Source organism: Haloplanus rubicundus, assembly GCF_003342675.1.
Classification (GTDB): domain Archaea; phylum Halobacteriota; class Halobacteria; order Halobacteriales; family Haloferacaceae; genus Haloplanus; species Haloplanus rubicundus.
This window is the reverse complement of the sequence record NZ_CP031148.1, coordinates 327,954-345,102: the sequence shown is the minus strand read 5'-3', so window position 1 is coordinate 345,102 and position 17,149 is coordinate 327,954. Positions and strand designations below refer to the sequence as shown.

The window sequence follows — 17,149 nt, the reverse complement described above, 5'->3', positions numbered from 1 at the left end:
TGTTTTGTCGTCGACGCCGTATCTCGGCCCATGCTCGGGCGGGTGCTCGCGTGGCTCGGCATCGGGGACGACGACACCGACACCGACCTCGACTGGACCGACCCCGACGCCGCGTACGGCGGCGACGGCCCGCCCCGGCGCTACACGTGCCCGGAGTGTTCGGCGACCGTCGAGGGCGTCGGCCCCGACGAACAGGTGACCTGTCCCGAGTGTCACACGACGTTCAAGGGGGTCCTCGTCCCCGACTGTGCGATCTGCCCGGACTGTGAATCGCGGATCGACGACTTCGCGTTCTACCCGGCGACGCGGCGCGACACCGAGTACGCGTCGTGTTCGTGTGGCTACCGGTGGGAGAGCGATCCGCGCTAGCCCCCGCCCTCGATCAGCGTCGTCTCTTCGCCCTCGGCGTGGTGGAGGGTCACGTCGTGGCGGGTGTGACGGGCGTGGGTCCGCGCCCAGCGCCGGGCGGCCGTCTCGGAGAGGCGTTCGACGCCGTCCGGACACCGCCGACACACCGCCCGCCACGTCGACACGCCGTCCGGATAGTGCCCCGTGTGGCGTTCGTGGTCGAGCGCGAACTGTTCGATAGCGCGATTGCCGGCCATCAGTTCGTCGAGTTCGTACGAGAGCTCCCACTCGCGACCGCACCGTTCGCAGGTGACGGTCGGGACGTTGTCTGACACGGGGAGGAGTACGGCCGCGACGCTATTGAACGTGTAGCCGTCTCGATCGGCTCGCCGACGTTCGAAAGGGGGGAGAAACCGTGGCAGGGGGGGACGCCACGGTTCGCGATCGGCGATCAGCTGTCCACCGGCACGACGATAATCGACGTGTGGGGTGCCTCCACTGACCGGCGGACGGCATAATACTCGGATCGGACTGTGGTAATCTTTTCCATTCCATTCTATCCCCCCTGACAGACCAAGCCGGCTGGGGTCGACCCCCAGACTGCCGCGTTAGAAGAGACCGCTGACGTTGCCGTCCGCGTCCACGTCCATCCCCTCCGCCGCGGGTTCGGCGGGGAGGCCGGGCATGGTGAGCACGTCGCCCGTCAGGACGACGACGAAGCCGGCGCCGGCGTCGGGGTAACACTCACGCACCGTGAGCGTCCAGTCGTCTTTCGGCGCGCCCTTCCGCGTCGGATCGTCGGTCGTCGAGTGCTGGGTCTTCGACAGGCAGACCGGCATGTCGCCGTAGCCCTGTTCCTCCAGTCGTTCCAGGTCGTCCTGAGCGTCCTCGGTGAAGTGGGCGCCCTCGGCACCGTACACGTCCGTGGCGACGGTTCGGATCTTCTCCTCCAGGCTCGCGTCGAGGTCGTAGAGGGGTTCGAAGTCGCCCTCGTCGCTGTCGGCGAGATCCTTCGCCGTCTCGGCGAGTTCCGCGGCGCCCTCCCCGCCGTCGGCGAAGGCGTTCGAGACGACGACCGGGTAGCCCTGTTCCTCGCAGTGGTCGACGATGGCCTGAATCTCCGCGTCCGTGTCCGTCGGGAAGCGGTTGATGGCGACGACGAAGGGCACGTCGAACCGCTCGACGATGCCGGCGTGGTGGTCGAGGTTCACCATGCCGTCGCTCACGGCCTCGGGGTTCGGTTCCTTCAGTTCGTCGTAGTCGACCGGCCACATCTCCAGGCCGTGGTACTTCATCGACCGGACGGCGGTCGTGAGCACCACCGCGTCGGGCGCGACGCCGTGGCGGGAGACGATGTTGCCGAACTTCTCGAAGCCGAGGTCGGCGGCGAAGCCCGCCTCGGTGACGAGGTAGTCGCCCAGCGCGAGGCCGAGTTTGTCCGCCACCAGCGAGTTGGTGCCGTGGGCGATGTTGGCGAAGGGACCGCCGTGGACGAACGCGGGCGAGCCCTCGATGGTCTGGACCAGGTTGGGCCGCAGGGCGTCCTTCAGGAGCATCGCCATCGCGCCCTCGATGCCGAGGTCCGAGACAGTGACGGGGTCGCCCGTCGAGTCGTAGGCGACGATGGTCCGCGAGAGTCGTTCCTTGAGGTCCGCGAGCGAGTCCGCGAGACAGAGCACCGCCATCACCTCCGAGGCGGCCGTGATCTGGAAGCCGTCCTCCCGGGGCGGGCCGTTGGTCGAGCCGCCGAGACCGACCACGACCTCCCGGAGCGCCCGGTCGTTCATGTCGAGCGCGCGCTTCCAGCTCACCTCGTCGACGTCGACGTCGAGTTCGTTGCCGTAGTGGATCTTGGTGTCGAGGGTGGCCGAGACGAGGTTGTGCGCCGTCGTCAGCGCGTGGAGGTCGCCCGTGAAGTGGAGGTTGATGTCCTCCATCGGGAGCACCTGCGAGTAGCCACCGCCCGCGGCGCCACCCTTGATGCCGAAGACGGGACCGAGCGACGGCTCGCGGACCGCGACCACGCCGCGCTCGCCGAGGTGGTTCAGCCCCTGGCCGAGGCCGACGGTCGTCACCGTCTTCCCTGCGCCCTTCGGCGTCGCCGTCGTCCCCGTGACGAGGATGAGGTTCCCCTCCTCGGCGTCGGTGAGCGTCCGCTGGATCGCGTCCTGTTCGATCTTGGCGATGCCGTTGCCCTGCGGGTCTAGGTCCTCGGGACCGAGCCCGAGATCACCCGCTACGTCCTCGATGGGGCGCGTCTCCGCCGCGCGCGCGATCTCCATGTCCGTCGGTGCGTCCTCGCCGTCAGTGTCATCCGAAGCCATTCTGGGAAGATACAGGATGGGTGCCTATGTAAGCGCCGGGGGCGTTTTTGACACGGGTTTTTACCGGAACCCCCGCCGCTCTTTAGGGACGTCCCCGCCTGACCGGTCCGCGACGACCCGTCGCCTCCCTCACTTCTCCACGTCGAGCAGCGCGACCCGTTCGGCGACGAGGTCGGTCAGGTCGCCGTCCGTCGCGTCGAGTTCCGCCGCGGTCACGTCGAAGAAGGCCCGCACCCGGTCGGCGTCGTAGTCGTCGAGCGTCGCCGCCGGATCGAGCAGGGCCGCGACGTCGTCCGCCGCGGCCGCCTCCCTCGACCCGTCGCCCGCGGCGTCGCTGACGACGACGGCCGCCGGCGTCCGCCCCTCCTGTACTCCCATCGCCAGCGCGTCGTCGATCTGTCGGCGGCCGGCCGCGTACAGCAGGATCTCCACGCCCCGCTCCCGCGCCACGTTCTCCTCCCGGGCGATGGCCCGGTCCGCCAGTTCGACCGCGCGTTCGAGGTGGCCCCGGCCGACGACGTAGCGCGCGTCGAACGCCTGTACCGTGACGCCGTGGTCAGCCGCAATCCCGTCCAGTCGGGCGAGGAAGGCGTCGAGGTCGGCTATCTCCGCGACGCCTTCGACGACTCTCATCCGAAATCACCCAGGCTGGCCTGGCCGTCGGCGTCTCGGGCGTCCGAGGTGTCGCCCCCGTCCTCCACGTCGACGCTCACCGTCTCCATCGACGGGTCGCGCCGCCCCGCGTTCTCCAGGATGCGCTCGGCGGTCCGCTCGCGCCCCCGGAGCGCGCCGAGGACGACGGCCTTGTCGGCCTCGCGCAGGTCGGCGCGGGACTCGACCCCCGCCTCGTAGAGCCGGCGGGCGCGCTTGCGCCCCACGTTGCGCACCCCTGCCAGATCGAGCAGTTCCTCGCGGACGCCGTACTGGACGCGCTTTTTCGCCTCCCGGACCGCGACGACGCAGTCGAGGTCGAGGTCGGTCGCGAGTCGCTCGGCCGCGCCCAGCAACCACTCCGCGGTGTCGACTTTCCCCCGCACGTCGCCGGGACCGACGCCGTAGCGCTCGGTGATTCGGTCCTCGTCCACCTCGCTTGCCCAGTCTTCCAACAACTTCGCCGTCTTCAGCGCCGACAGCCACTCCTCGAAGCGCACGTCCTCGAACTCCGAGGGGACGCGTCCGAGGAACTCTTCCTCCCGTTCGTAGCAGAGTTCGGTGTAGGTCTCCCGATCCCCCGACTTCAGGTAGAGTTCGTACATGTCCGGCGTCCGGCAGACGAGGTGATAGCATCCGAGCGGGGTGGGGTCGTCGGCGTCGCGGAGGCCGCCCACGATTTCGGCCGCACTCATCGGGTCGAGGTAGAGCCGAGAGACGGTGTGGCCGAGGCTCGTGGCGGTCACCTCGTCGCCCTCGTGGTCCACGAAATCGTTGGCGGCGAGGTAGTCGAGCGTCGAGTCGACGACCGACGCCAGCCGGTCCCCCTCGTCGGTCTGGGCGGCGTACAGCGTCCCCTCGAGGAAGTCGAGCAGGCCATCGCGCGTGCGGGCGAATCCGGACGCCACCGTCGCCAGCAGGTGGGTGCGCATCGCCGGCTCCCGGGCGAGTTTCGACCGCACTGGCTCCGGATCGGCCCACACGTACCGCTCGAACAGTTCGTCCATGGTGTCGTGGTCCTTTGCCAGCAACACCGCCTCGCCGTAGGGGTCGAGTCCGGGCCGGCCCGCGCGGCCGAACATCTGGTGGACCTCCAGCGTCTCGAGGGGTTTCATGCCGCCGAACTCGCCGTCGTAGCGCCGCCAGTCGCGGACGATCACCCGCCGGCTGGGCGTGTTGACGCCGGCCGCGAGCGTCGGGGTGGCACAGATGGCCTTCAACTTCCTGTCGCGGAAGGCGTCCTCGACGAGCGACCGGTGGTCGGCCGAGAGGCCGGCGTGGTGGAAGGCGGCGCCCTTCCGCACCACCGCGGCGAGGTCCTCGCTCGTCTCGGTGTCGGAGGCGGCGGCCACCTCGTCGGCCACGTCGGCCAGTGCCGCCCGCTCGTCGGGCGTCAGGGCGCTCTCGGTCACGTCGGCCAGCCGCCGCGCCGCCGCCTCCGCGTTCCGACGGGAGTTGACGAAGACGAGCGACGAGCCGTCCTCCTCGAGGGTGTCGGCGACGAGGGCGGCCGTGGGGCGTTCCCCCCGGCCGACGGGCACCTCGCGTTGCTCGCCGTCGTCGAAGGTGATGGCGTCGCCGTAGTGGACGCCGGTCCGGAGGTCGATCGGCCGCCAGTCCGACTTGACGAGTTCGGCGTCGAGCCAGTCGGCCACCTCGTCGGCGTTGTCGACGGTCGCCGAGAGCGCGACGACCTGTAGCCCCGAGTTGATCCGCCGGAGTTTCGCGAGCGTCACCTCCAGTGTCGGGCCGCGATTCGGGTCGTCGACGAGGTGGACCTCGTCGGCGACGACGCAGGTGAGGTCGTCGATCCACGGCGCGCCGTTGCGCACCAGCGAGTCCACCTTCTCGCTCGTCGCGACGACGATGTCGCGGCTGGAGAGCCACTCCTCGCTCGACTCGTAGTTGCCCGTCGAGACGCCCACGTCGACGTCGAAGTCGGCCCAGCGCTCGAACTCCGCCTTCTTCTCGCTGGCGAGGGCGCGGAGGGGGACGACGTAGAGCGCCGTGCCGCCGCGCTCGACGCTCGACAGCATGGCGAGTTCCGCGATCAGGGTCTTGCCGCTGGCCGTGGGGACGCTGGCGACGAGGCTCTCGCCGTCGGTCACGCCGGCGTCGACGGCGGCGGCCTGTGGCGGGTAGAGTTCCTCGATCCCCGACTCGACGAGATGTTCGGGGACGCCCGGCGGGAGGCCGGGCACGTCCGTCGGGTGCATCTACCCGGCTTTGGCGCGTCCCCGCGTTTAACTTGTCGGGTCCGGACTCGCGCCACGATTAAGTCGCGTCCGTCCGACCATCCGTCGATGGCGACCCAGACCATCGAGGCGGGCGAGTGGACCGCGGCGGAGATTCTCGACGCCCTCGATTCGGGCCAGCGCCTCGTCGTGCGCGTCGAGATGCTCGGCGGCACCCACGAGGTGACGCTCCGTCACGACGGCACCACGTACTACTGTGATACGCCGACGACGCTTCACAAACATCGGTCGGTCGAGGAGATGCGGACGTGCATCGAGAACATGGGGTACAGCCGGGACGCGTAGCCGGGATGGGAGAGAGCCACGCGGCCGTGCCGCAGTTTTAACGTCACCCGGGGCCAACGACGGGTATGTCAGACACCGACACCGACGCGCCCGACATCGAGGAGCTCGTCGGCGTCGAGGAACCGGGATTCCAGCACGTTCTCTCCTGTGTCTTCGGGATTCAGGACCACGAGAGCCGAACGTACCTCGTCCTCCTCGACAACCCCGGAAGCACGGTCGCCGAACTCGCGGAGGACCTCGACCGCGACCGGAGCAACGTCAACCGGTCGCTCACGACGCTGCTGGAGAAGGGGTTGGCCGACCGGGAACGCCGGCTGCTCGACCCCGGCGGCTACGTCTACCAGTACACCGCGACGCCGCTCCCCGAGGCCAAGGAGCTGATGCATCGCACCCTCGACGCGTGGGTCGAGCAGGTTCACGAGGCCATCGAGGGCTTCGGTGCGGAGTGAGAACCCGTCCCGTTTTTCCCTTCGCGGCCCAACCCTCCGCCAATGAGTACCAGCCTCGACCTGGCCGCCCCGGCTCCCTCGGCGCCGGCAGTGGCCGACGACGGCGTCTGGCTCGCCTGTATCGCCTGTGGGGAGACTTTTGCCCCCTTCGACGCGATCCGATACACCTGCGATCACTGCGACGGCCTGCTGGAAGTCCGCTACGCCGACCCGCCGACCTTCGACGACTTCGAGGGCCGCGGCGTCTGGCGCTACGCCGACGCCCTCCCCTTCGAGGAGGGCGTCTCGCTCCCCGAGGGCGACACGCCGCTCCATCACGTCCCCCGGCTGGAGGCGGAGGTGGGCGTCGAACGCCTCCGGATCAAACACGAGGGGATGAACCCGACCGGGGCGTTCAAGGACCGCGGCATGACCGTCGGCGTCCGCGTCGCCCAGGAACTCGGCGTCGGCCGCCTCGCCTGCGCCTCGACGGGTAACACGAGTGCCGCCCTCGCGGCGTACGGCGCCCGCGGCGGGATGGAGACGCTCGTGCTCCTGCCCGCGGGGAAGGTGGCGTCGGGCAAGATCGCCCAGGCCGCCCTCCACGACGCCCGCATCCTCGAAGTCGACGGCAACTTCGACGACTGTCTCGACATCGTCCAGGAACTCGCCATGGCCGGCGAGGCGTACCTGCTCAACTCGCTGAACCCCTTCCGGTTGGAGGGCCAGAAGACCATCGGCCTGGAGATTCTGGAGGAGTTCATGGCCGACCACGGGACGTATCCGGACCGCATCGTCCTCCCCGTCGGCAACGCGGGCAACACCGCGGCGCTCTACAAATGCTTCCGGGAACTCGTCCAGAGCGGGGCGCTCGACCCCGCGGACGTGCCGAAACTCACCGGCGTGCAGGCCGAGGGTGCGGCACCGATGGTCGAGGCGGTCGAGGAGGGCAACGACGAGATTCGTCGGTGGCCCGAAGTCGAAACCATCGCCACCGCTATCCGCATCGGCAACCCGGTGAACGCGCCGAAGGCCCTGCCGGGCATCCGGAACACGGGCGGCACCGCCATCGCCGTCTCCGACGAGGAAATCACCGACGCCCAGCGTGCGCTCGCGAGCGAGGGCGTCGGCGTCGAACCCGCCTCCGCCACCTCGGTCGCCGGCCTCCGGAAACTCCGCGACCGGGGCGTCGTCGACGCCGACGAACAGGTGGTCTGTCTCACGACGGGCCACCTCCTGAAAGACCCCGACGCCGCCTTCGAGGCGGGCAACGACCCCGAACCCGTCCCGAACGACGCCGAGGCGGTGCTGGACCACATCGCGGAGTAAGTGTCGGCGCCGGGCGATTGAATTCCCTCCGGAGCCAACCGTCACGCATGGTTCTCCCGCTCGCGATGGGGTGGCGACACCTGCTGTTCGAGAACTGGCCGGTCGATCCGGCCGTGATGGACGCACACCTCCCCGACGCGCTGAGCCCCGACACGTACGACGGGACGGCGTGGCTCTCCATCGTCCCGTTCACCAACGTCGCCGTCCGTCCGAAGGGACTGCCCGCGTCCGTCGGCGTTCGGCTACCCGAACTCAACGTCCGGACGTACGTCACCCGCGACGGCGTCCCGAGTGTCTACTTCTTCAGCCTCGACGCGCAGGGCGTCGCGAGCGTCCTCGGCGCCCGCCTCTTCCATCACCTGCCGTACTACTACGCGCGCATCTCGCTCGACGCCGCGGACGGACGGGTTCGGTTCAGCAGTCGCCGCCGCCATCCGGGGGCACGGCCGGCCCACTACGAGGGGACGTACTGGCTGACCGGCGAGCCGTTCGCGGCTCCCGACGATCCCTTCGCCGCTTTCCTGGTCGAGCGGTACAGATTCTACACCGAGGCACAGGACGGCTCGCTCCGGTACACGGACGTGAGCCACGATCCGTGGACGCTGTCTCCGGCGGCGGCCGATATCGAGACGGACACGCTCCTCCGGTCACACGGCTTCGCCCGGCCGGACGCCGATCCGGTCTACTACTACAGCCGGGGTCTCGACGTGGTCGCGTCGCGGAGCGAGCGTGCGCCGCCCTGAGGCACTCTCAGGCGCCGACCCTCGGATCGGCCGCCAGGTCGTCGAACCCGGCGAGTCGGTACGGCCGCGAGTCGGTGCAGTCCGCGTCCGCGGCCGCCAGGTCGCCGATGGCGCGGTCGAACCGGTGGCCGAAGGCGTCGTAGTCGTCGACGTCGGCGACGGCCTCGACCAACGCCTCGACGGTCAGGTCTTCGTCGACGTCCTCGCGGAACGCCGCCGCCTTCGCCGCGGCGGCGGCCGCCTCGTCGGCGTCGGCGTCGAATCGGTCGGCGAACGCTTCGCTCACGGCGTCCTCGAAGTCCTCGCTCATGGTCGGTTCGTCGGGCCGTCCGTGCCTATACGTTTCGTCCGACGGCCGTCTGACGGGGCTTTTTGCGCGTGTGGCTGTGACTACCACCCATGCCTCCGAGTGGTCTCCCGACTGGAACCGTGAGTAGCGGTCGCGACGGGCCGTCGGCCACTCGCGACCACGGCCGGCGCCCCCGTGACCGCGACGCCGACCCCGAGACGCGCATCGCCGAACTGGAACGCGAGAACGAAGCGCTTCGCGCCGCGGTGGAAAAACAGCGCCGCGAGAACGAACGGATCGTCGAGCGGTACGAGCGGTTGCTGGACCGCGACCGGTCGTGCGACGGACCGGACGACGAAACGGCCGACGACCGGCCGGAGCGGACGCCCCCCGAATCGACCGGTGCCGTCGCCCGCGTGGCCCGCTTTCTCGGCCTCTAGTCTTCGTCGTCGCCGTTGCCGAGCGTGATCCCTTTCACGTCGATGATGCGCTCGTCGGCGCGAATCTCCTCGACCACGGCGTCGGGCACCGGTTCGTCGAGGTTGTAGACGGTCATCGCCTCGCCGCCGAGGGTCTCGCGGCCGTTGAACATCCCCGCGATGTTGATGTCGTTGTCGCCGAGGACTGTCCCGATCAGGCCGAGGACGCCGGGCCGGTCGTAGTTGCGCACGACGAGCATCTGCCCGTGGGGGACGGCGTCGACCCGATAGCCGTCGAGGCGGACGATCCGGGGGTCGTCGCCGGCGAAGAGGGTGCCACAGGCACCGATTTCGTCCTCGCCGTCGCCGACGGTGACGGTGACGAGGCTCTGGAAGTCCTCGCTCTGTCGGGTCTTCTCCTCGGTCACCTCGATCCCGCGTTCGTCCGCGATTTTCGGCGCGTTGACGGCGTTGACCTGCCACTCCAGGGGTTCGAAGACGCCCTTGAGCGCGCTCGCGGTGACGAACTCCACGTCCTCGTCCGCGATGTCGCCCTCGTAGCGAACGCGCACCTCGGAGATGCGGCCGTCGAACATCTGGGCCGCGATCTTCCCCGCGGTCTCCGCGAGGTCGATGTACGGCTGGACGCGGGGGAACGCGCTCTCGTCGATGGAGGGGGCGTTGAGGGCGTTCGCGACGGGTTCGTCGTTGAACGCGGCGACGATCTGATCGGCGATGCTCGTGGCGACGTGTTCCTGTGCGGCCTCGGTCGAGGCGCCGAGGTGGGGCGTGACCACGATGTCCTCGACGGCCAGCAGGGGGTTGTCCGGCGAGACGGGTTCGTCCGCGAACACGTCGACCGCGGCGCCCGCGAGCGTGCCGTCTTCCACCGCCGCCGCGAGCGCCGTCTCGTCGACGACGCCGCCGCGCGCGCAGTTGACGAGGTAGCCACCCGCCAGCAGATCGAGCTCGTCTTCGGCGATCATCCCCTCCGTCTCGGGCGTGAGAGGGGTGTGGACCGTCAGGAAGTCCGCGCGTTCGAGACACGTCTCGAAGCCGACGAGTTCGGCGCCCAACTGCTCGGCCCGCTCCTCGCTGATGTAGGGGTCGAACGCGACGAGGTCCATCCCGAGCGAGCCGAGTCGCTTGGCGACCTCCTGCCCGACGCGGCCGAGGCCGACGACGCCGAGCGTCTTGCCGTTGACTTCGGTGCCGAGGTAGTCGCCTTTCGCCCACTCGCCGGCCCGGAGGCGGACGTGCGCCTGTGGGATGGAGCGGGCGGTGGCGAAGGCCATGGCGACGGTGTGTTCCGCGGCGGCCCGGACGTTCCCCTCCGGGGCGTTGGCGACGATGACGCCGTGGTCCGTCGCGGCGTCGATGTCGATGTTGTCGACGCCGATGCCGGCGCGTCCGACGATCACGAGGTCGGGCGCCGCCTCGAACACCGCTTCAGTCACGTCCGTCCCCGAACGCACCACGAGCGCGTTGGCGTCGGAGACGGCCTCGAGGAGCGCGTCGCCCTCCACGTCGTAGGCCGTCTCCACCTCGTACCCCGCCTCGCGAAGGCGGTCGAGTCCCGCGTCTGCGACCGGGTCCGTGACGAGTACCTTCATACTCGAACCTACCGAGTACGGCTGTTAAGGGTTTCCAAACGCGTCTCGCTCGGCCACTGGGCGCTCGGGTCGGGACATTCAACTTCCCCGCCGGCGAGGGGCCGGTATGCGACTCGTCGCGTTCGACTTCGACGGCACGCTTTCGGACTCCGAGATGACGGTCCTGCTCGGCGAGCAGTGCGGCGTCGCCGACCGGATGGCCGAGGTGACCGAGCGGGCGATGAACGACGAGATCAGCTACGCCGACAGCCTGCGCGAGCGCGCCGCGTTGCTCGACGGCCTCCCCCTCGACGACGCCGAGGACGCCTTCGCGCAGGTCCGCCTCCGCGAGGGGGCCGCCGACCTGCTCGCCCGTCTGAACGACGCCGGCCACCACACGGCGATCCTGACCGGCGGCTTCGAGCGCGGCGTTGCCCGCGCCCTCGACCGCGAGGGCGTGACCGTCGACACCGTCGTCGCCAACCGCCTCCCCGCGAGCGGCGGTCACCTCACCGGCGGCGTCGAGGGCCCGCTGATCGAGGGGACGAAAGACGAGGCCCTGGAGTCGCTGGCCGCCGACGTCTCCGTCCCGCTCTCCCGGACCGTCGCCGTCGGCGACGGCGCCAACGACCTCCCGATGCTCGAAGTCGCCGGGCTCTCGGTCGGCTTCCTCCCCAAGCCCGCGGTGCGTCCCGCCTGCGACGTGGTGGTGGCGTCGATGGATCGGCTGGGACGCGTCTTCGAGGAACGGGGACTGGTCGACGCCCGATGACCGTCGTCGTCGTCTCGACCGGCGGCACCATCGCATCGACCGAAGACGACGGCGGCGACGCCACCCCCGACCTCGGCGGTGCGGACCTCGTCGCCGCCGTCCCCGGCCTCGACGACGTGGCCCTCCGCGTCGAGGAGTTCTCGACGATTCCCAGTCCCCACTTCACCGTCGAAGGGATGCTCGACCTCGCGACGCTCGTCCGTGACCTCGACGCCGACCCCGCGGTCGAGGGCGTCGTCGTCACGCAGGGGACGGACGTGTTGGAGGAGACGGCCTACTTCCTCGACCTGTGTTACGAGGGCGAGACGCCCGTCGCCGTCACGGGCGCGATGCGGAACCCGTCGCTCGCGAGCCCCGACGGCCCCGCGAACCTGCTCGCGGCGGTCCGGACGGCGCTCGACCCCGACGCCCGCGGCCGGGGCGTCCTCGTCGCCTTCGCCGGGCGCGTCCTGCCCGCCCGCGAGGCGACCAAGGTCCACTCCCAGATGGTCGACACCTTCCGATGCCCGGAGTTCGGCCCCGTCGGCGTCGCCGAGGAGGGGTCGGTCACCTGGCGGCGGCGCGCCGAGCATCCGGACCCGACGTTCGATCCCGATCCCGACCGCCTCACGAACGACGTGGCCGCGGTGTACGTCACCGCCGACGCGCCCGCCTCCCACCTGTCGGCCCACGCCGACGCGGCGGCGGTCTGTCTCGCCGCCACGGGTGCGGGGCACGTCCCCGAAACCATCGTCGACGCCCTCGAAGACCTCCGGACGGCCGAAATACCGGTGATCGTCACCACCCGGTGTCCGGAGGGCCGCCTCGCCCGCGAAACGTACGGCTTCCGGGGGAGCGAGCGGACGCTCCAGCGTCTCGGCTGTCGGTTCTCCGATCTGAACCTCCAGAAAACGCGGATTCGAGCCATCGTCGCCCGTGCCGCCGGTCGGCTGGACGACGCGTTCGACGAGGCGTAGGCCCCCTCAGGTCGCCGCGTCGATGGCCCCTTCGAGGTCGGCGACGATGTCCTCGACGTCCTCCAGGCCCACGGAGAGTCGGACCATGTCGGGCGTGACGCCCGCCGCCTCCTGTTCCGCCTCGGTCAACTGCTGGTGGGTCGTCGAGGCGGGGTGGATCACCAGCGTCTTCGCGTCGCCGACGTTGGCGAGCAGGGAGGCGAGTTCGACCTCGTTCACCGTCCCCTTCGCGGCCTCGTAGCCCGCCGAGAGGCCGAACGTGATCATGCCGCCGTACCCACCGTCGAGATACTCGCTCGCTTCCGCGTGGGTCTCGTGGCTCTCCAGACCGGGGTAGTTCACCCACGCGACTTCGGGGTGATCCTCTAGGAACTCGGCGACGGCCATCGCGTTCTCGCAGTGGCGCTCCATCCGCATCGGGAACGACTCCAGTTTCTGGAGCGTGACCCACGCGTCGAACGGCGACTGGGTGTTGCCCAGATCACGGAGGCCGCGGGCGATGGCGGCGTAGGTGAAGCCCGCGGGGGCGAACGTCTCGTGGAAGTTGACGCCGTGGTAGGCGGGGTTCTCCTGCCCGATTTCGGGGTAGTCCTCCGCGTGGGCGCCCCAGTCGAAGGTGCCGCCGTCGATCAGGGCCCCGCCGACGGTCGACCCCGACCCGTGGAGCCACTTGGTCGTCGAGTCCCACACCAGATCGGCACCGTGTTCGAGGGGGCGACAGAGGTAGGGGGTGGCGAACGTGTTGTCGACAAAGAGTGGCACCCCGTGGTCGTGGGCGATGTCCGCGATGCGTTCGATGTCGGGCGTGATCAGCGCCGGGTTGCCGATGGTTTCGAGGTGGACGTACGCGGTGTCGTCGTCGATGGCCTCCGCGTAGGCGTCGTAGTCGAGCGTGTCGACGAACTTCGTCGTGATGCCCCGGCGCTCGACGGAGTGAGTGAAGTAGGTGTACGTGCCGCCGTACAGCGCCGACGCGGTGACGATGTTGTCGCCCGCCTCGGCGAGGAGGAAGGTGGCGAGGTCGAGCGACGCCATCCCCGACGCCGTGGCCGCGGCGCCGACGCCGCCTTCGAGGGCGGCGAGGCGTTCCTGCAGAGTACCCACCGTGGGGTTCATCAGCCGCGAGTAGATGTGGCCCTCCTTCTCTAAGGCGAACTGCCCGGCGGCGTCGTCGGCGTCGTCGAAGACGTACGACGTGGTCTGGTAGATGGGCGGTGCGCGCGCGCCCGTCGATGGGTCGGGCGACTGGCCGGCGTGCAGGCTTCGCGTGTAGAATCCGGGTCCGTCTTCGTCGTCTGGCATAGCCGGGTGTTCGGCCGCGTGGTGGTAAAACCGGCGGACAGAAGCAGGGACTGCCGGTGTCTGCGACGGCGTCCTCACGAAACGCGGCTCCGTCCGCGGGAGTCGAGGTGTCGCGCGAGCGTCGCCGCTCGGCTCAGTCGGTGCCGAGGTAGAGTTCGGCCACCTCCTCGCTGTCGAGCAACTCCTCGCCGGTCCCCTGGAACCGGTTCTCGCCCATATCGAGGACGATGCCGCGGTCCGATCGCTTGAGCGCCGCTCGGGCGTTCTGCTCGACCATCAGGATCGGCGTGCCGGCGTCGTTGATGTCGACGATCTTCTCGAACATCTCCTCGACGAGCTGGGGAGCTAGCCCCGCCGACGGCTCGTCGAGGACGAGTAGGTCGGGATCGAGGATCATCGCGGTCCCCATCGCGACCATCTGCTGTTGCCCGCCACTGAGCGACCCCGCACGCTGGTCGGCACGTTCCTCGAGGACGGGGAACTGCTCGTACACTTCTTCGAGTCGCTCGTCGAAGTCGAACCAATCCTCGCCTTCGGCGGGCCACGCCCCCATCTTCAGGTTCTCCATGACCGAGAGGTTCGGGAAGATGTTGTCGTTCTGGCGGACGTAACAGACGCCGTGTTTGACGATATCCTCCGGCGGTTTGCCGGCCAGGTCGGTGCCCTCGAAGACGACCGACCCCTCCCGGGGCTCGACCACGCCGACGATGGTCTTCAGGAGGGTCGACTTCCCCGCACCGTTCGGGCCGATGATCGTGACCATCTCTCCGTCGGACATCTCCATGTCGACGCCGTGGACGATGATCGCGTCACCGTAGCCACTGACGACGTTCTCCAGTTCGAGTAGCATCAGACTTCGCCTCCCAGGTACGCTTCGAGCATCCGCTCGTCGGACTGCACTTCCTCCGGGGTCCCCTTCGAGAGTACCCCCCCGTCGTGCATGCCGATGACGGTGTCGGAGATCCGCATGATCGCCTCGATGTCGTGTTCCACGACGAGGAACGTCATGTCTCGCTCGTCGCGCAGGTCCATGATACGCTGGAGGAGGCGATCGGTCAGGTCGGGGTTGACGCCGGCCATCGGCTCGTCGAGCAACAGGAGGTCCGGGTCCGCCATCAGCGCCCGACCGAGCTCCAGTAGCTTCCGCTGCCCGCCCGAGAGGTTGCCGGCGTACTCCTCGCGCAGGTCCCAGAGCTCGAGGAACTTCAGTAGTTCCTCGGCACGGTCGCGGGCATCACCCTCGTAGTCGCGGACGCTCCCGGTGTTGGCGGCCGCCGCGAGCACTTTCTCGCCGGGGTGGTTCTGTGCCGCGAGCAGCATGTTGTCCATCACTCGCATCCCGGTGAGTTCCTGTGCGATCTGGAAGGTCCGCACGAGGCCACGCTGGGTCCGCTCGTTGGGTGCGAGCTCCGTCACATCCTCGCCGTCGAACACCACGGTCCCCTCGTCGGGTTGGTGGAAGCCGGCGAGCAGTTTGAACATGGTGGATTTGCCGGCCCCGTTCGGACCGATGACGCCGACGATCTCCGTGCGATCTACCTCGAAGGAGACCTCGTCGACGGCGACGATGCCACCGAACGTCTTCCGGAGGCCGTTGGCTTCGAGCAGCGTCATCGCGTCGCCTCCCCGAACAGGCCGTCCGGACGTGTGAGCAGCCCGACGATCAGCGCCACGAGTCCGACGCCGAACTTGTACTCGGATGGAATCACGGCTACGCTCACTTCCTGTGCGACGCCGATGGTGTAGCCACCGGCGACGGCACCCTTGGGGTCACCGATGCCGCCGAGGATGACCGCCGCGAAGATCGGAATCAGGGCGGTGAAGCCCATGTTCGGTCGAAGCTGTGCGTCGAGACCGAGCATGATGCCGCCCAGACCGGCGATGGCGCCGCCGATCAGCCAGACGTAGAGGACGAGCTTCTCGGTGTCGACGCCGCGGATACGCGAGAGCATCCGGTCGTCGGACGCCGCCCGCATCGCGATGCCGATTCGGGTCCGCCGGAGCAGAGCGTACACGCCCAGCAACAGGAGGAGACTCACGACCATGATGGCCACCTGCTCGACGCTGAATCGGACGCCCAGGAACGACGGGTTGGCCTCCATCGGCAGGTCGTAGAAGTGGCCGCTCGGTCCCCAGATGGCACGGATGAAGTTCCGAATGATGAAGGCCAGTCCGATGGAGACGATGAGCAGCGTGATCGGGCTCCGGGTGCGGAAATGCTGGAACACGAGTTTGTCGAGGACGACCGCACCCACCGACATGGTGAGGATGCCGGCGACGATGGCGACCCCGAGCGGGAGGCCGACCTGTGCGTTGACCGCCCAGGCGACGTACGCGCCGGCGGCCATGTAGTCGCCGTACGCGATGTTGATGAAGTTGAGAATGCCGAAGATGAGCGTCAGTCCCAGCGCCGAGACGGCGATGATGCTTCCGACGACCAGTCCGTTCCAGACGAGTTGTGGGTCAAGTACCATCGATGATCACTCCGAAGTACCGGCTTGCAGTCGTTCGGCGTCGCCGAGGAGTCCCTCCGGCCGGTAGTAGAGGACGAGGATCAACACCGCGCCCACGACCATCAGACGGATGTACGCGAGCTGGTCGCCGAAGGGCACGTCTCCGGGGATGAATCGCGTGATCTGCCGGAGGAAGACGATGACGCTGGCGCCCACGATCGCGCCGGCGTAGCTCCCGGCACCGCCGATGATGACCGCCGCCCAGATCAGGAAGGTGATGCTGGGCAGGAACATGATCGACGAGATGGCGTAGACGTAGTGGGCCCACAGCCCACCGGCGAGGCCGGCGATGGCGGCGCCGATGCCGAACGATTTCAGTTTGAACGTGGTGATGTTCTTCCCGAGTGCGAGCGGGACGTCGTCGTTCTCGCGGATGGCGTGGAGCACTCGGCCGAACGGGCTGTGCGAGAGCCGCGTGAACAGCAGATAGCAGACGCCGACGATGGCCCACACGAGGACGAAATAGAAGACGTCGTAACTGACCGGAATCGTCCCGCCGGGCGACACCATCCCGCTGAGCGGGCGGGGAATGTTCTTCAGCGTCTGGGCGCCCGTCGTCAGCCACGCCTCGTTGTGTATCATCAGCCGGATGAGTTCCGCCGAACTCAGCGTCACCATCGCCAGGTAGTCGCCTTCGAGACGGACGCTGGTGATGGCTATCAACACGCCGACAAGTCCGGCGAGGGCGGTCCCCGCGAGCAGCCCGACGAGGATGGGGAAGTCGAACCCGACGACCCGCGTCGCCAGATCGCCCGTCGCCGGCGGCGTCGTGAGTATCGCGGACGTGTACGCACCGACCGCGAAGAAGGCCGCGTGCGCGAAGTTCAACAGACCGGTGTCGCCCCAGTGCATGTTCATGCCGATCGCCAGCAGCGAGTAGACGCCGGCGATGATGCCGACGACCAGCAGGAGGTCTACGAGTGCCATAGTTCGGTGTGGTGCA

19 protein-coding genes are annotated in these 17,149 nt (G+C 68.9%); 8 read left to right on the top strand and 11 right to left on the bottom strand.

Annotated features, from left to right (window positions below):
* Positions 1-30: 30 nt before the first annotated feature.
* Positions 31-369 (top strand): hypothetical protein, encoded by a 339-nt coding sequence (locus tag DU484_RS02625; protein ID WP_114605037.1) that lies wholly within the window; start codon positions 31-33, stop codon positions 367-369.
* Here the strand turns inward: DU484_RS02625 and DU484_RS02620 are convergent.
* From DU484_RS02620 to DU484_RS02605, 4 genes are all read right to left on the bottom strand, one after another.
* Positions 366-683: a hypothetical protein gene (locus DU484_RS02620; protein ID WP_114584640.1), complete on the bottom strand. Its 318-nt coding sequence runs from the start codon at positions 681-683 to the stop codon at positions 366-368. The two genes, DU484_RS02625 and DU484_RS02620, sit on opposite strands and share 4 nt — an antisense overlap.
* Positions 684-956: 273 nt before the next feature.
* A complete protein-coding gene (locus tag DU484_RS02615) occupies positions 957-2,672 on the bottom strand; it encodes a formate--tetrahydrofolate ligase (RefSeq protein ID WP_114584639.1) in 1,716 nt (571 codons plus the stop codon).
* A gap of 129 nt (positions 2,673-2,801) precedes the next feature.
* Positions 2,802-3,305: a KEOPS complex subunit Cgi121 gene (cgi121, locus tag DU484_RS02610; protein ID WP_114584638.1), complete on the bottom strand. Its 504-nt coding sequence runs from the start codon at positions 3,303-3,305 to the stop codon at positions 2,802-2,804.
* Complete coding sequence (locus tag DU484_RS02605; protein WP_114605036.1) at positions 3,302-5,539, bottom strand: ATP-dependent DNA helicase; 2,238 nt, start codon at positions 5,537-5,539, stop codon at positions 3,302-3,304. Before DU484_RS02605 ends, cgi121 begins: the two co-directional genes overlap by 4 nt.
* Positions 5,540-5,626: 87 nt before the next feature.
* Here DU484_RS02605 and DU484_RS02600 point away from each other — a divergent pair, with 87 nt between their 5' ends.
* The 4 genes from DU484_RS02600 to DU484_RS02585 all read left to right on the top strand — a co-directional run bounded on the left by DU484_RS02600 (position 5,627) and on the right by DU484_RS02585 (position 8,363).
* The gene (locus tag DU484_RS02600; protein WP_114584636.1) at positions 5,627-5,863 is read left to right on the top strand and encodes a hypothetical protein; all 237 of its coding nucleotides are present in this window, start codon (positions 5,627-5,629) and stop codon (positions 5,861-5,863) included.
* A gap of 65 nt (positions 5,864-5,928) precedes the next feature.
* Positions 5,929-6,312: a helix-turn-helix domain-containing protein gene (locus tag DU484_RS02595; protein ID WP_114605035.1), complete on the top strand. Its 384-nt coding sequence runs from the start codon at positions 5,929-5,931 to the stop codon at positions 6,310-6,312.
* Positions 6,313-6,354: 42 nt separating this feature from the next.
* Positions 6,355-7,620 carry a threonine synthase gene (thrC, locus tag DU484_RS02590; protein ID WP_114584634.1) on the top strand — a complete coding sequence of 422 codons (1,266 nt, stop codon included), beginning with the start codon at positions 6,355-6,357 and terminating at the stop codon, positions 7,618-7,620.
* A gap of 47 nt (positions 7,621-7,667) precedes the next feature.
* The gene (locus tag DU484_RS02585) at positions 7,668-8,363 is read left to right on the top strand and encodes a YqjF family protein (RefSeq protein WP_114605034.1); all 696 of its coding nucleotides are present in this window, start codon (positions 7,668-7,670) and stop codon (positions 8,361-8,363) included.
* Between the two features lie 7 nt (positions 8,364-8,370).
* Here DU484_RS02585 and DU484_RS02580 read toward each other — a convergent pair whose 3' ends face one another.
* On the bottom strand, positions 8,371-8,673 hold the full coding sequence (locus DU484_RS02580) for a hypothetical protein (protein ID WP_114584632.1): 303 nt from the start codon (positions 8,671-8,673) through the stop codon (positions 8,371-8,373).
* A gap of 89 nt (positions 8,674-8,762) precedes the next feature.
* Between DU484_RS02580 and DU484_RS02575 the strand changes: the two genes are divergently transcribed.
* Complete coding sequence (locus tag DU484_RS02575) at positions 8,763-9,092, top strand: mediator of RNA polymerase II transcription subunit 21 (RefSeq protein ID WP_114584631.1); 330 nt, start codon at positions 8,763-8,765, stop codon at positions 9,090-9,092.
* Here DU484_RS02575 and serA read toward each other — a convergent pair.
* On the bottom strand, positions 9,089-10,684 hold the full coding sequence (serA, locus tag DU484_RS02570; RefSeq protein ID WP_114605033.1) for a phosphoglycerate dehydrogenase: 1,596 nt from the start codon (positions 10,682-10,684) through the stop codon (positions 9,089-9,091). The two genes, DU484_RS02575 and serA, sit on opposite strands and share 4 nt — an antisense overlap.
* A gap of 106 nt (positions 10,685-10,790) precedes the next feature.
* Here serA and serB point away from each other — a divergent pair, with 106 nt between their 5' ends.
* Positions 10,791-11,435: a phosphoserine phosphatase SerB gene (serB, locus tag DU484_RS02565; RefSeq protein WP_114584629.1), complete on the top strand. Its 645-nt coding sequence runs from the start codon at positions 10,791-10,793 to the stop codon at positions 11,433-11,435.
* Positions 11,432-12,391 (top strand): asparaginase, encoded by a 960-nt coding sequence (locus DU484_RS02560; protein WP_114605032.1) that lies wholly within the window; start codon positions 11,432-11,434, stop codon positions 12,389-12,391. The genes serB and DU484_RS02560 overlap by 4 nt, the downstream gene beginning before the upstream one ends.
* A 6-nt stretch (positions 12,392-12,397) precedes the next feature.
* Here the strand turns inward: DU484_RS02560 and DU484_RS02555 are convergent, their stop codons facing one another.
* The 5 genes from DU484_RS02555 to DU484_RS02535 form a co-directional block, all read right to left on the bottom strand.
* Positions 12,398-13,693, bottom strand: a complete 1,296-nt coding sequence (locus tag DU484_RS02555; protein ID WP_114584627.1) for an O-acetylhomoserine aminocarboxypropyltransferase/cysteine synthase family protein — start codon at positions 13,691-13,693, stop codon at positions 12,398-12,400.
* A gap of 133 nt (positions 13,694-13,826) precedes the next feature.
* Complete coding sequence (locus tag DU484_RS02550; RefSeq protein WP_114584626.1) at positions 13,827-14,543, bottom strand: ABC transporter ATP-binding protein; 717 nt, start codon at positions 14,541-14,543, stop codon at positions 13,827-13,829.
* Entirely contained in the window at positions 14,543-15,307 is a 765-nt protein-coding gene (locus tag DU484_RS02545; protein WP_114584625.1) for an ABC transporter ATP-binding protein, read from the bottom strand. The genes DU484_RS02550 and DU484_RS02545 overlap by 1 nt, the downstream gene beginning before the upstream one ends.
* A complete protein-coding gene (locus DU484_RS02540; RefSeq protein ID WP_114584624.1) occupies positions 15,304-16,167 on the bottom strand; it encodes a branched-chain amino acid ABC transporter permease in 864 nt (287 codons plus the stop codon). The genes DU484_RS02545 and DU484_RS02540 overlap by 4 nt, the downstream gene beginning before the upstream one ends.
* A 6-nt stretch (positions 16,168-16,173) precedes the next feature.
* Positions 16,174-17,133 (bottom strand): branched-chain amino acid ABC transporter permease, encoded by a 960-nt coding sequence (locus DU484_RS02535; RefSeq protein WP_114584623.1) that lies wholly within the window; start codon positions 17,131-17,133, stop codon positions 16,174-16,176.
* Between the last annotated feature and the right edge of the window lie 16 nt (positions 17,134-17,149).